Annotated in this window: 10 protein-coding genes; 5 read left to right on the top strand and 5 right to left on the bottom strand. The window is 64.8% G+C overall.

Features of this window, described 5'->3' with window-relative positions; genetic code table 11:
* Window positions 1–28 precede the first annotated feature (28 nt).
* A complete protein-coding gene (locus tag QXZ85_RS06630) occupies window positions 29–343 on the bottom strand; it encodes a hypothetical protein (protein WP_315702641.1) in 315 nt (104 codons plus the stop codon).
* 409 nt (window positions 344–752) lie between these two features.
* Window positions 753–1,796 (bottom strand): SDR family NAD(P)-dependent oxidoreductase, encoded by a 1,044-nt coding sequence (locus QXZ85_RS06625; RefSeq protein WP_316173800.1) that lies wholly within the window; start codon window positions 1,794–1,796, stop codon window positions 753–755.
* A gap of 218 nt (window positions 1,797–2,014) precedes the next feature.
* On the opposite strand from QXZ85_RS06625, the gene QXZ85_RS06620 reads away from it, so the two are divergent.
* From QXZ85_RS06620 to QXZ85_RS06605, 4 genes are all read left to right on the top strand, one after another.
* The gene (locus tag QXZ85_RS06620; protein ID WP_315702643.1) at window positions 2,015–3,217 is read left to right on the top strand and encodes an MFS transporter; all 1,203 of its coding nucleotides are present in this window, start codon (window positions 2,015–2,017) and stop codon (window positions 3,215–3,217) included.
* Between the two features lie 173 nt (window positions 3,218–3,390).
* A complete protein-coding gene (locus QXZ85_RS06615; protein ID WP_315744187.1) occupies window positions 3,391–4,038 on the top strand; it encodes a flavin reductase family protein in 648 nt (215 codons plus the stop codon).
* A gap of 138 nt (window positions 4,039–4,176) precedes the next feature.
* Complete coding sequence (locus QXZ85_RS06610; RefSeq protein WP_315744189.1) at window positions 4,177–4,995, top strand: CPBP family intramembrane glutamic endopeptidase; 819 nt, start codon at window positions 4,177–4,179, stop codon at window positions 4,993–4,995.
* 925 nt (window positions 4,996–5,920) lie between these two features.
* Window positions 5,921–7,618 (top strand): methyl-accepting chemotaxis protein, encoded by a 1,698-nt coding sequence (locus QXZ85_RS06605; protein ID WP_315702646.1) that lies wholly within the window; start codon window positions 5,921–5,923, stop codon window positions 7,616–7,618.
* A 51-nt stretch (window positions 7,619–7,669) separates the two neighbouring features.
* Here the strand turns inward: QXZ85_RS06605 and QXZ85_RS06600 are convergent, their stop codons facing one another.
* The 3 genes from QXZ85_RS06600 to QXZ85_RS06590 all read right to left on the bottom strand — a co-directional run bounded on the left by QXZ85_RS06600 (window position 7,670) and on the right by QXZ85_RS06590 (window position 10,104).
* Window positions 7,670–8,146 (bottom strand): hypothetical protein, encoded by a 477-nt coding sequence (locus tag QXZ85_RS06600; protein WP_315769376.1) that lies wholly within the window; start codon window positions 8,144–8,146, stop codon window positions 7,670–7,672.
* 245 nt (window positions 8,147–8,391) lie between these two features.
* On the bottom strand, window positions 8,392–8,853 hold the full coding sequence (locus QXZ85_RS06595) for an NUDIX domain-containing protein (RefSeq protein WP_315702648.1): 462 nt from the start codon (window positions 8,851–8,853) through the stop codon (window positions 8,392–8,394).
* A 3-nt stretch (window positions 8,854–8,856) separates the two neighbouring features.
* The gene (locus QXZ85_RS06590) at window positions 8,857–10,104 is read right to left on the bottom strand and encodes a DUF763 domain-containing protein (RefSeq protein ID WP_316173798.1); all 1,248 of its coding nucleotides are present in this window, start codon (window positions 10,102–10,104) and stop codon (window positions 8,857–8,859) included.
* 80 nt (window positions 10,105–10,184) lie between these two features.
* Between QXZ85_RS06590 and putA the strand changes: the two genes are divergently transcribed.
* Window positions 10,185–13,277 (top strand): bifunctional proline dehydrogenase/L-glutamate gamma-semialdehyde dehydrogenase PutA, encoded by a 3,093-nt coding sequence (gene putA, locus QXZ85_RS06585; RefSeq protein WP_316165106.1) that lies wholly within the window; start codon window positions 10,185–10,187, stop codon window positions 13,275–13,277.
* Window positions 13,278–13,311: the final 34 nt, after the last annotated feature.

Genomic DNA, 13,311 nt, shown 5'->3' with positions numbered 1-13,311 from the left:
GCGATTTTCATAAGCTATCTGTCGTCCCTCAGTAGCGGTCGGTTCCGATTCCGACGCTCACGCCGGGAGCGCTGAAGCCGACGCCGCCACGGTCTTCATAGTCGCGGCGTTCGATGTAACGCTCGCGAGGAGCATATCCGTAAGCATCACGTCCATCGCGGATGATGACGCGGCGTTCATCACGTTGGCGCCAGCAGCGACCGTCTTCATTGCAGACCATGCGAACGTTTTGAATGTTGCTGTCCGGTGCAACTGATACGTTGGCGGAAAGCGGGGCAGCTGAAGCAGCGGTCACAACAAGCGTACTTGCCGCGGCTGCCAGAGCGATTGCGAGAGCCTTCATGGCATTTTCTCCAAAAGTGATTGTGTCAGTGAGCCAATCGGCTCGCGACAGAATCGTTCCAGGGCCCGGCGGTGAATATCGTCAAACGCAGGATGCAAGCCGGGAGCAGGGCTCTAATCCGAAGACGGCTTGACGCCGATGCCGAGAAATCCTGCCCGGCAGGGCTGTGCCGCCAGCCCGTAGGTTCGTATGCGATCTGGGTCCTCAAGCCAGCCCTAACGGCAACGATGGCGTATTCATGCAACCATTCATCCGAGGCACGATTTGGCTATCGTTGGTTTGGCTTCCCGGGCGAGGCGCGCTGCGCAAATGTAGTACCCACGATAGCCGGATCGCGCCCACTCTCAAATTCAACGAAGCAGCTTGTGGGTAAGTGGCCGGCTGCCTCAGTCGTTCGATCTATATGCTGTCACGCGCTCTTCGCGCTATCCCCGCCGGTCACCTCATATTCCGCGCCGGTCACCATCGCTGCCGCGTCGGAGGCGAGGAATACGGCGGCGGGTGAGATATCGTCCGGCTGCAGCCAGCCCACCTTGAGAGCCGCCGTCGGCGCACGGGCATCCCAGGCCTGCTGCGGCGTGGGGTTCTGCATCTTCTGTCCCTGCTCGCTCATCGATTCGCTGAGCCGTTTCTCGTAGCGGGTCAGCGGCGTATCGACGAGGCCGGGGATCAGCGCGTTGACGGTGATGTTGTATTCGCCGAGCTCCAGCGCCGCCGATTTCATCAGGCCGAGAATGCCCCATTTCGAGGCCGCGTAGCTCGAGCCGTCTTTGGTGCCGTGCTTGCCCTGCATCGACGACAGCACGATGATGCGCCCCTGCTTGCGCGCCACCATCTTCGGCGCGAAGGCGCGGATGGTGTTGGCGGTGCCGTTGAGATTGTTGTCGATCACGTCGAGCCAGTCGGAATCGTCCATCTCCAGCAGCGGCTTCCAGCGCTGGATCGCGGCGTCCGCGACCACGATGTCGATCTTGTCGTAGGTCTGTTCGACATGATCGGCGGCGGCGCGAAGCGCGGCGATGTCGCGGATGTCGGCGCGGATGCTTTCGCCGCGCCTGCCATAGGCGATGATCTGTCGCACGGTCTCGGCCAGATCCTCAGGGGTCGCCGGCGCCGCGTTGGAGGCGGTCGACACGGGTCCCGCGATGTCCAGCGCGACCACGTCGGCGCCGTTGGCCGCCATCTCCACCGCGATCGCACGGCCGATGCCGCGCGCCGCACCGGTGACGACCGCGACCTTGCCGGTGAGCACCGAGCCGCGCCCGGGCCGGATCGGCCCTGCACTTTTGTCGTCCGGCGGCTCAGGCACCGGCTGGCCACGCAGATCGCGCGGGTCGGTATCCGAGCGCTGGCCTGCCGGGGCCTGCGCCTTGGCCCGGTTCATGACGGCAAGCGCCGTCATCCTGGCCGTGCCCTTCAGCATGCCGCGGCGGAAGATGTTGTAGGCGGGCATGGTGGTGCTCCCGTGCTGATGCGAAAGGGCCTCAACCAGCCGCGGCAAGCGATGTTCCTGCCGCCTCCGTCCCTGCCGCCTCGGGCTGTCGCACTCATGCGGCACGCGCGGACGGCGTTTGCCCATCTGTGCGTTGAATGAGCCAGGCATCCGCGGCAAACATGGTTCCGCGACCGGCGGAATGTCATTGCGCCGCTTGCGTCGATCTGGAATGCATCTTGTTCGCCGACCGTCGAATTCTCGCCGCGCTCATCGTGCTCGCCATCACCCAGCTCATCGGTTGGGGTACGCTCGGCCTTCCCGCCGTGCTCGGCCGCGAAATGGCGGCCGATCTGCACATGGATTTGACGGCGATATTTGCCAGCACGTCCGTGCTCTATCTCGCGATGGGACTGTGCTCGCCGCTGTTGGCGCGGCCGTTCGTCCATTACGGCGCCCGGCTGGTGATGATGGCGGGTACGGTGGTCGCGGCGCCCGGTTTTGTCCTGCTGTCGGCAGCGCAAGGGCCCGTCGCCTATTATGCGGCCTGGCTGCTGCTCGGCCTCGGCGGCAGCGCCACTCTGTCGACGGCCGCCTATATCGTCCTGAACGAGATCGCAGGTCAGAAGGCCAGAGGCGCGATCGGCGCGTTGATGCTGGTCACGGGCCTGTCCGGCAGCATCTTCTGGCCGACCACCGCGTATCTGGCCGGCCTGCTCGGCTGGCGCAGCACGTCTCTCGTTTACGCAGCCTTGCTGCTCGTGGTCTCGCTTCCGCTCTATGCGTTCGCGCTGCCGCGGCGGCGCAAGGAGCAGCCTGCATCGGGCGCAGGGGAGGCGACCGCAACCGCCGCGGCTGCGCCGGCGCGGAGCACGTTCTATCTGCTGGTCGCCGCGATCGGCCTCAATGCCTTCGTGGCGTTCGGCCTCAGCGCCGTGCTGATCGAGTTGCTCAAGGCGGAGGGGCTGACGGCGTCGGAGGCGATCAGCTTCGGTGCGATGCTCGGCGTGATCCAGGTCAGTGCTCGCGCGTTGGATTTCCTCGGCGGCGGCCGCTGGGACGGTATCACCACCGCTCTGGTGGCCGGGCTCGCGCTGCCGGTGGCGATGCTGCTCCTGATGGTCAGCGGCGGCTCCTATCTTGCTGCCGCGACGTTCATCCTGCTCTATGGTCTTGGCAGCGGTGCGCTGGCGGTGGCGCGGGCCACCATGCCGCTGGTGTTCTACGACAAGGCCGAGTTCGCCAAGGCCAGTGCGCGCATCGCCCTGCCGCTCAATCTGCTCTCCGCCATATCCGCGCCGATCCTGGTCGGGTTGCTTACGCGCCATGGCAGCAACGCGCTGCTTGCGCTGGTGCTCGCCTGTTCCTGCGCCTTGCTCGGGATTCTGCTGTTGTTGCGGCGGCGGCGACCGGGCCGCAGCGCTGATGCCGTCATGACGTGATTGCGCACTGGCCCTGACGGCGGCGGAATGCGTGTGGGCCGGCCTCCCCGGCATCTGCCTGCGCTCCCCTCCCGCGCGCCGTGACCACACAACGATACTTCGGTCCATATCGAAGCCTGAATGCGTCGAGCTCGGCTATCTCGTCTCCCGCCAACCACAATGGGAGATATGTCGTGACCGCCTCGACCGTTGCAGATCTGCAGAATGAGCACCTGTCGATCTCGCCCTCCGTGCTCTATTTCGGAACGCCCGTCGTTCTGGTCGTCACTCGCAACGAGGACGGCTCGCCCAATATCACGCCGATGTCGTCGGCCTGGGCGTTGGGCTCGCGCGTGGTGCTCGGCTTGTCTTCGGCAAGCCAAGGCGCCGCCAATCTGCGGCGCGAGCGCGAATGCACGCTCAATTTCGCCTCGGCGGATTTGTGGTCAAAGGTCGAGAAGATCGCGCGCGGCACGGGGAAAGACCCGGTGCCTGCCTTCAAGCAGGCCATGGGCTTCGGCTACATGGCCGACAAGTTCGACGCGGGTGGATTCACGCAGGTCCCGTCGCAGCGGCTACGAACGCCGCGTATCGCAGAATGTCCGTTGCAGTTCGAAGCCAGCCTCGTCACGATTCATGGCGAGGAGGCCGACCCTAGCCCGGCGTCGCAGCAGGCCTTGATCATCGAATGCGAGGTTGTGCGCGTCCACGCCCATCATCGCATCGTGGTGCCGGGCACGAACCACATCGATACGCGGCGATGGAATCCGCTGTACTACGTGTTTCGCCACTACTTCGGCGATGCGCGCGATCTGGGCCGCAATTTCAGGGCGGAGGCCTGAGCAGGCAGGGGACGACGACCCCGAGTGCCCTTGAACAGGCATGACCCCAGCGTGCATGATTGCATGACCATGCGCCGTACACGTGGAGGCGGATGCTGCGCCAACGCGACGCCCGCATGACTCCTCGGAGCTGTCTGGATGCAGGAAATACTCCCTAGACGTTTCGCCGGCCCCGGGTCGTTCTTCGTCCTGGTGTTTTGCTGGACCTGGGCGTTCTGGATACCGGCCGCGGCATCGGGTGTCAGTGTGCAGACGAACGTGGGTCGGCTGCTTCTCATGCTGGGGTTGCTCGGGCCGACGCTGGGCGGCATCGGATTCACATATTTTACCCAAACTGACGTCGATTGGCATGACTACTGGGCGCGTGTGTTCGACGTCGGCCGCATCCCGGCAAGATGGTATGTGATAATTCTTCTGTTTGCGCCGTTGTTGTTTACGGTCGCCGTGCTGCTGGATCTTGCCTCCGGCGGCAGCGATGTCATCGCACAAATCGGCGAGACATTGGCATCGCTTTTATCCGCCCCGTCGACGATCGTTCCTTTCTTGCTTGTCACGCTGATCAACGGTCCGATCCCCGAGGAGTTGGGATGGCGCGGATATGCCCTGGACCAGCTGCAGACACGCTGGAACGCCTTGGCGGCGAGTATCATTCTCGGCGTGGTCTGGACGATATGGCATCTTCCGCTGTTTTATTTCGAAGGCATGAAACACGACGTCGGCATACAGTCGCAGTGGTTTTGGCTTTTCGTCCTGCAGACGATACCGGTCACGGTCATATTCACGTGGATCTTCAACAATACGTCTCGTAGTACGCTGGGCGCGATCCTTTTTCATTTCATGGCGAATCTGACGGCCGAATTGGCCAACAAGACGGATCGGACGAACCTTTATGCGACGGTGTTGTGGATTCTTGCAGCCACCACAGTGGTGTGGTTCAGTGCGCCGGCACGCCGATAAAAATCATCCATGCCGTCGAGCGATCGACCCGGCCGCGTCGTCGCGCGAACCGCCTCGATAGCTCGCTGACGACTGGCGCGTCTGGGATACGGGTCCGGCTACGGTGGGGAGCGGACTGCCTGGCGGGCAAATCACTTGTGCGATTTGCCGGTCGAGCGGGGGTCTCGAAGTCCGAAAAGCAGATCGAATTCACGTTCTCGAAAAACCGATTTCGCGAGGTCTTTCAAACCGGTCGCCTCGTCCGGTCGGCATTGCGAGAATATTCTTATTTCGTTTTTGCAGAATTCGTGCTTCCATAGTCTTGTCCGGCCTCGATCAAGAGGGACGTATCGCGATCGTCACGAAACGTTGGAGGCGGGATGCGATGGCCGCGCTGCTGCCGCAGCACGCTCCTTGCGTGCGGACGAACGGTAGTGCGCGGACGTGAAGTCGCAGCGTCCCGATACCCCGACGCTGGTATCACCGCGCAACGCGCGTAACGCGTTGTCGTACACGCGACGAGGCTTCGCCTCGCGCGGAGGTGGCCAACAAGCCCGGCGCACCAGGGAGACTGCGTATAAGCGTGAAAACCGTCGCGCAGGGAGGGCCGGGTCGTCCGGCTGGACCTGTGGTACCTGCCGCCTGCATTTTTTTCGCAGGCGGGCCACGGGCCTCAGTCGAGGCCCGGCCTTCCCTGCACCCTCTGCTATCGAGAGGGGCAAAAGATGAGCAAGACTCGGGCGTTGATCGCGTCGCGAGATGAGTTGCGCTTGCGCCGAACGGCTCGTGTAACGAACCGGTGTGTGCGGCAAAGCCTTAGGTGCACTTGGTGCACCGAACTACGACGGATTTTAATAATCAAACCTCCGGTAGCTACGTATAGCAATCTATTAAGTTGAAGTTGATACGGTCGCGGCCTGCACGACATGGGAAGCTGGACAAGATAATGCGACACCTCACCATCTATCAGCGCCTTGCGACCATTATTGCGGTCCTTTCAATTGCCCTCTTTGCCGTTTCCGCCATGCAGATCCTGCTGCTCCGCGATTCCGTGCTGGAGGAGCGGCGGACCATGGTGCGCAATCTCGTGGACTCCGCGGCCAAGGTTTTGAGTTACTATGATACCGAAGCCAAGTCGGGCCGGATGGAACCGGATCGCGCGCGCCAGTTGGCCTTCGCAGCGATCGGCGCCATGCGCTGGGGACAATATGCCGATTATCTTGGCGTCTACGGCACCGGCCCGTCCGACGCCGGCGTGACCTATGTTCACGCCAATCCGAAATACATCAACGTCAATCGCTGGGACTTCAAGGATAACACCGGCAAGCTCCTGATTCAGGACATCGTGCGCACCGCACGCGCCGGCGGCGGCTTCGTCGAATATATGGCACCGCGCTCCGGCGGCGGCGGCGAACTGCCCAAGCTTTCCTATGTCGGCGCCTACGGCAGCGGCGACAAGATGCTGGCGCTGCAGGCCGGCGTCTACATCAACGACGTCGATGCGGTCGTCTATGAACGCGCGCTGTGGGCCGGGCTCGGCGGCTTGGCCGGGTTGGTGATTGCCGGCATCATCGCCTTCTGGCTGGGACGCGGCATCGTCGGCCCGCTCGATACGACCTGTGAGGTGATGGACGAACTCTGCAAAGGCAACCTCGACTTCGAGGTTCCGTTCGTCGATCGCAAGAACGAGATCGGGCGGATGGCGCGAAGCCTGCAGGTCTTCAAGGACCATCTCGCCGAAAGCGAGCGGCTGCGTGCCCAGCAGGAACAGAGCAAGACCCAGGCTGCCGAGGAGCGGCGCGCGGTGCTGGCGCGCATCGCCGACGAGTTCGAGCGCTCGATCGGTGGCGTCATCCAGGGCACCGCAGCCGCTGCCGGCGAGTTGCAGAGCTCGGCATCCTCGATGTCGAGCATCGTCGAAGGCACCACGGCGCAGAGCGCCAACGTCGCCTCGGCTGCGGAACAGACTGCGAAGAATGTGCAGACCGTCTCGGCCTCGGCCGAGCAGCTGTCGTCATCGATCCAGGAGATCGCGCGGCAGGTCACGCAGTCTTCCACCATCGCGCAGAATGCGGTCGGCCAGGCCACCCGCACGGAATCGATGGTCGAGAAACTGGTGCACGCCACCCAGAAGATCGGCGAGGTGATGGCGCTGATCCAGACCATTGCCGGCCAGACCAACCTGCTGGCGCTGAACGCAACCATCGAATCGGCGCGCGCGGGCGAGGCCGGCAAGGGCTTCGCGGTCGTCGCCAACGAGGTCAAGGCGCTGTCGGCTCAGACCGCGAAGGCTACCGAAGAGATCACCAGCCAGATCGAGGCCATCCGCGACGCGACCGGCGCCACGGTGAATGCGATCCGGGACATCGGCGCCACGATCGGGCAGATGAACGAGATCACCGAAGCCATCGCCGCGGCGGTCGAGGAGCAGGGCGCGGCGACCAAGGAGATCGCGCGCAGCGTCCAGCAAGCCGCCGAGGGCACGCAGGGCGTCATGAAGCACATCGTCGGTGTGCGCGAGGCCTCGAGCCAGGTCGGGGCGGCGGCCGCGCAGGTGCTCAGTGCTGCCGGCCAGCTCGGGACGCAATCCGCGCAGCTGAAGAACGAGACTGGACGCTTCCTCGGCAACGTTCGCGCGGCCTAGCCGCGTTGCGTTGTTTGATACGTCAATCAGACGGAGCCGGGTGCGAGCCCGTCAGAGCGCGCTGCTGTCGGCGTTCGGATCGAGCGACGGCGCCAGCATCGTGATCGCGTTCGGCACGGTAGGCTGCTTCTGATAAAGGTAGAACGCCATCAGCGGCAGCTGTTGATTGCTCGGCAACGGCTTCAGCAGCATGTGCGCGATCAGCGCGGCTTCAGGATAGAGGCCGGCCCAGCCGGCGAAGCCCGAAGCCAGGATCTCGAGCGCGAGGATGGTGGTCGCGATCTGGACGAAACCGTCATTGGCGCGTTTGGCGCTCCGCGACATCGAGGCCTGCTTCAGCAGCTGCCGCAGCTCGCTCTGGCTCTCTATGAAAGGACCAAGGCCGGACTTCCACAACAGATCAGCCAGCGCGGCGTAGCCGTGAATGCGATGGTAGCTCTCGATCAGCGACCTGCATTGTCTGTTGAGACTGGCCGGCACGATCGTCAGATCGATGCGATCGATCTGATCTATCCTCTCGAGTTTCACTTGCAACACGATCCTGACTGCGATCGCCTGGTTCGGTCGCGACGGCCCGAAAGCCTCCGCGCAAGCGACTGCGCCGATATAGTCGCATTCGCGAGCAAAGTGAATTTCGGCGCGCGATGAAATCGGACAATGTCGCGTGACTGCGCGGAAAAGACACAGGGCAGCGCAGTGTTACTGCGTGTAGTTCGCCTTGGTTTCGCAATTCGGAACTGCCGCGCGCTGCCTGCAGCGCAATGAGTACCGTGTCACATCGTTGTCATCTCGATCAGCCGGTCCAGCAATGCAGCTTGCGCAGGATTGATGCGCTCGCGGGCCTCCGCGAGGTCGAACCACGTCGCACGATCGACTTCCGGAAAGCTCTGCATGCGGCCGCTTCGCGGCGGCCACTCCATCTCGAACTGGTTGCTGCTGATCGCAGTGGTATCGAGGTCGGTCTGGGCAGCGAAGGCCACGACGATCTTGCCGCCGCGCTGCTTGATCTCGCCGAGCGGGAGCAGCGGGACGCTGAGCTCAGTCCCGAGCTCTTCGGCGAACTCCCGCCGTGCGGCGGCCTCGGCCGGTTCATCGGCGGCATATTCGCCCTTCGGAATCGACCAGGCGCCAAGATCCTTGTAGTGCCAGAACGGCCCGCCGGGATGCACCAGGAGCACCTCGAGCGCCCCGGAGGTCATACGATAGGCAAGTACGCCCGCGCTGCGCGCCGGCATCGCTTAACGCAGCTTCTGCTTGGCGGCGGCGACAAGGTCGCGCTCCCAGCCGAATACCGAGCGGCCGTCCAGTTGGGGCGAGGCGGCGCGCTCGGTGGCGATGAAGGCGTCGAGGCTTGGGCCGGTCGCGGTGCGCTCCAGCCGGCGCGCCTGATCGTCGAGCCGCTTCAGCGCACCCAGCGTCTCGTCGCGGCCGAGCTTGGCGTTCGTGACCGCCGACTTCAGCACCCGGATGGTTTCGTCATAGACCTTGATCGGCACCGGATAGGGATGGCGGTCCTTGCCGCCATGGGCGAGCGAGAAGCGCGCCGGATCGGTGAAGCGATAGGGCGCGCCGTGCACGACTTCGGCGACCATGGCGAGCGAACGCACGGTGCGGGCGCCGACCCCGGGCGTCAGCAGCAGTTCGGGGAAATCCGCCGGCCCGCGCTCGGCGGCGGCGACCAGCGTGCCGTGGAGGCGCCGCGCGAATACGTCCTTGGGGCGGACGTCGTCATGGGCGGGCATCACCAGATGCGGCAGCACGCCTTGCGCCGGCGGCGCTGCGTTCATCCGCTCGAATTCGCCGACGATGCGGTCGGGGCCGAGCTCGGCCAGCAGATCGAGCTGGGCGATGCGTGACGGTTCGGCGCGGTGATCGGTCAGGTTGACGATCTCGCCCTGGCTCGGCCCATCGATGGCGCTATGCGGGGCATCGACGAAGCTTCTCAGCGCCTCCGAATGCCAATGGTAGCGGCGGGCCTGGCGCTTGTCGCCGTTCATGCCCTGCTGCACGACGCACCATTTGCCGTCGGCGGCCAAGAAGAAGCCGTGCAGATAGAGATCGAAGCCGTCCTGCACCGCGGCGCTGTCGACCTTGGCGACCAGCCGGCTGGTGCGGACCAGATCCTCACCATCGAGGCCGAGCTGTTCGCTCCAGCCCGTCAGCTCGTCCGGCGTCTTGCGCGAATGCTCGCCCCGGCCGCCGCACACGTAAATGCCGAGCTCGCCTTGCAGCGGCTTCAGCCCGCGCTTCAACGCGCCGATCACGCTGGTGGTGATGCCCGATGAGTGCCAATCCATGCCCATCACGGCGCCGAACGACTGGAACCAGAACGGATGCGACAGCCGGGCCAGGAAGTCGTCGCGTCCGTAATGATGCGCGATCGCCTGAGTGATGATGGCGCCGAGTGAGGCCATCCTTACGCCAAGCCAGGCGGGGACGCGCCCGGAGTGGAGCGGAAGGTCGGCGCTGCCGGTGCGTTTGGCCATCGTGTCCTTGCAAAAGGTTCCCGTCGTCTCAATGTATCAGAACAGACGCGCGCGTTCGCGACAAGATTTGAGCCGATGGAATGGACCCAGCGCCGATAGCCGAACCGGTCTTTTCGCCGCCTTATGCGGAGGAGGATGTCGCCATCGCCGAGCGCCTCCTGCGCACCCAGGATCGGTCGGACCTGCCGCGGGTGAAAGCCACCGCCCGCCGCCTGATCGAGGGCATCCGCACCAAGGCATCGCGGTTCGGCGGCATCGACGATTTCCTGCAGGAATACGCGCTCTCGACCGATGAGGGCCTGGCGCTGATGGTGCTCGCCGAGGCGCTGTTGCGGGTGCCGGGCGATGCGACCGCCGATCGGCTGATCGAGGACAAGCTCGGGCACGGCGACTTCCTGCATCACGAGGTGAAGTCGCACACGCCGCTGGTTGCAGCCTCCGCCTGGGCGCTGGGCCTTGCGGCCCGCGTGATCGCACCGGGCGACACGCCGGAAAGCGTGGTGGCCAATCTGGCGCGGCGATTGGGATTGCCGACCGTGCGCACCGCCGCGCGCCAGGCGATGCGGCTGCTCGGCAGCCATTTCGTGCTCGGCGAGACCATCGAGCAGGCGCTCGATCGCGCCAATTCAAGCAGCGGCCGCCTTTTCCGCTATTCTTTCGACATGCTGGGCGAGGGCGCCCGCACCGCCGCCGATGCCGAGCGTTATCGGCATTCTTATGCGGCGGCGATCGCGGCCATCGGGCAGGCGGCCGGCAATGCGAAACTGCCGGATCGGCCGGGCATCTCGGTGAAGCTGTCCGCACTGCATCCGCGTTATGAGGAGATGTCGCGCGAGCGCGTCTTGCGCGAGATCGTGCCTGTCGTGATCGAGCTCGCACGAGGGGCCAAGGCATACGACCTGAATTTCACCGTCGATGCCGAGGAGGCGGACCGGCTGGATCTATCCATGGCGGTGATCGCGCGCGTTGTCGCCGATCCGTCGCTCGTCGGCTGGGATGGCTTTGGGCTTGCCATCCAGGCCTATCAGAAGCGTGCCGAGAAGGTGATCGGCTTCATCGCCGGCCTCGCCGAAGGGCAGAGGCGGCGCTTCATGGTACGGCTGGTCAAGGGCGCTTATTGGGACACCGAGATCAAGCGCGCGCAGGAGCGCGGGCTGGACGACTTTCCGGTGTTCACCCGCAAGGCGATGACCGACCTGAACTATCTCGCCTGCGCGCGCCAGATGCTTGCCATGCGTGCGCGCATCTTTCCGCAATTCGCCACCCACAACGCGATGACGGTCGCGCATATTGTTCACGCCGCGGGCGACGGCGCTGGCTATGAATTCCAGCGGCTGCACGGCATGGGCGAGGCACTCTATGCGACGCTGCGCGAGCTGCACCCGGCCATCGCCTGCCGCACCTACGCGCCGGTCGGCAAGCATCGCGATCTCCTGGCCTATCTGGTGCGTCGGCTGCTCGAGAACGGCGCCAACTCGTCGTTCGTCTCGGTTGCCGCCGACCCGAACATTCCGATCGACCAGCTCGTGACCGGCGAGGCCGAGATCATCGGTCATGCAGAGGCTGCGCGGCACCCGACCATCCCGCGGCCACGCGATCTCTACGGGCCGACCCGGCGGAATTCGCAAGGCATCGAGCTCGGCCATCATGCATCGCTCATTGCCTTGCGCAGCGAGATCGCGCGGGCTGGCACCTCGCCCGCGAGCGCGGCGGCAATCATCAATGGGCAGAGCGAGACTGGTGCACCGCGCACGGTCGGGAGCCCGTTCGATCCGGCGGTGGTCGCCGGGACGGTCGCGGAGGCTGACGCCGCGGCTACCGATCGCGCTGTCGCTGCGGCCGTGGTCGGCTTTGATGCATGGAGTCGGATTCCCGCTGGGCAGCGCGCTCAAGCGTTGCGGCAAGCCGCGGATCTGATCGAAGCGCGGCGCGCGCGGCTGATTCATTTGCTTGCGGTCGAAGCCGGTAAGACCCTCGATGATGCAATTGCGGAGGTCCGCGAGGCGGCCGATTTCTGCCGCTACTATGCGGCCGAAGGCGAGAAGCTGTTCAGCGTGGAGCTCGATCTGCCGGGGCCGACCGGCGAGGCGAATAGGCTGTCGCTGCGCCCCCGCGGCGTGTTCGTTGCGATCTCGCCGTGGAATTTTCCGCTCGCGATCTTCATCGGCCAGATCGCTGCGGCGCTGATGGCGGCCAATACAATCGTTGCCAAGCCGGCCGAGCAGACACCGCTGATCGCAGCCGAAGCCGTGCAGATCATGCACGCGGCCGGCATCGCGCCCACCGCGCTGCAACTGGTTCCGGGCGATGGCACGATCGGCGCGCAGCTGGTCGCGCATCCGGCGATAGCGGGCGTCGTGTTCACCGGCTCCTATGAAACCGCGCGTGCGATCAATATCGCCCTCGCTTATCGTGAGGGACCGATCCTGCCGCTGATCGCGGAGACCGGCGGCATCAATGCGATGCTGGTCGATTCCACCGCGCTGCCCGAGCAGGTCGCCGATGACGTGCTGACCTCGGCGTTTCGTTCTGCCGGGCAGCGCTGCTCGGCGCTGCGGCTGCTCTGCCTGCAGGATGACGTCGCCGATGTCGTTATCGAGATGATCATAGGCGCGGCGCGCGAGCTTGCGATCGGCGATCCCCGCGATGTCGCGACCCACATCGGCCCGGTGATCGATGCCGAGGCCAAGGCGCGGCTCGAGGAGCACATCGCGCGCATGAAGGCGACGGCGCGGGTGCATTATGCAGGCGTGGCGCCGTCGCGCGGCTCGTTCGTCGCGCCGCATGTGTTCGAGCTGCGTCGTGTCGAGGACCTGGGCAAGGAAGTGTTCGGGCCGGTGCTGCACGTCGTCCGCTATCGCGCCGACCAACTGGATCAGGTGCTGGAAGCGATCAAGCGGTCGGGCTATGGCCTGACTTTCGGCTTGCATTCGCGCATCGGCGAGATGATCGAGAAAGTGTCGCAGCTACCGATCGGCAACGTCTACGTCAATCGCAACATGATCGGTGCTGTGGTCGGCGTACAGCCGTTCGGGGGCTGTGGCCTGTCGGGCACCGGGCCGAAGGCCGGCGGCCCGCATTATCTGGCGCGCTTTGCCACTGAGCAGACACTGACCATCAACACGGCGGCGGCGGGCGGCAATGCGGCGCTGGCCTCGCTCGGTGATCGCTGATGTGGATGTCCGAGCAGGTGTGGAGTGTTCCTGA

It is taken from the genome of Bradyrhizobium sp. SZCCHNGR1005 (assembly GCF_032489995.1).
GTDB lineage: Bacteria > Pseudomonadota > Alphaproteobacteria > Rhizobiales > Xanthobacteraceae > Bradyrhizobium.
This window is presented reverse-complemented; position numbering and strand designations above follow the sequence as displayed.

Coding starts and splice junctions, on each gene's coding strand:
- QXZ85_RS06630 (WP_315702641.1), bottom strand. CDS start 343: ATGAAGGCTCTCGCAATCGCTCTGGCAGCCGCGGCAAGTACGCTTGTT.
- QXZ85_RS06625 (WP_316173800.1), bottom strand. CDS start 1,796: ATGCCCGCCTACAACATCTTCCGCCGCGGCATGCTGAAGGGCACGGCC.
- QXZ85_RS06610 (WP_315744189.1), top strand. CDS start 4,177: ATGCAGGAAATACTCCCTAGACGTTTCGCCGGCCCCGGGTCGTTCTTC.
- QXZ85_RS06605 (WP_315702646.1), top strand. CDS start 5,921: ATGCGACACCTCACCATCTATCAGCGCCTTGCGACCATTATTGCGGTC.
- QXZ85_RS06595 (WP_315702648.1), bottom strand. CDS start 8,853: ATGCCGGCGCGCAGCGCGGGCGTACTTGCCTATCGTATGACCTCCGGG.
- QXZ85_RS06590 (WP_316173798.1), bottom strand. CDS start 10,104: ATGGCCAAACGCACCGGCAGCGCCGACCTTCCGCTCCACTCCGGGCGC.
- putA (WP_316165106.1), top strand. CDS start 10,185: ATGGACCCAGCGCCGATAGCCGAACCGGTCTTTTCGCCGCCTTATGCG.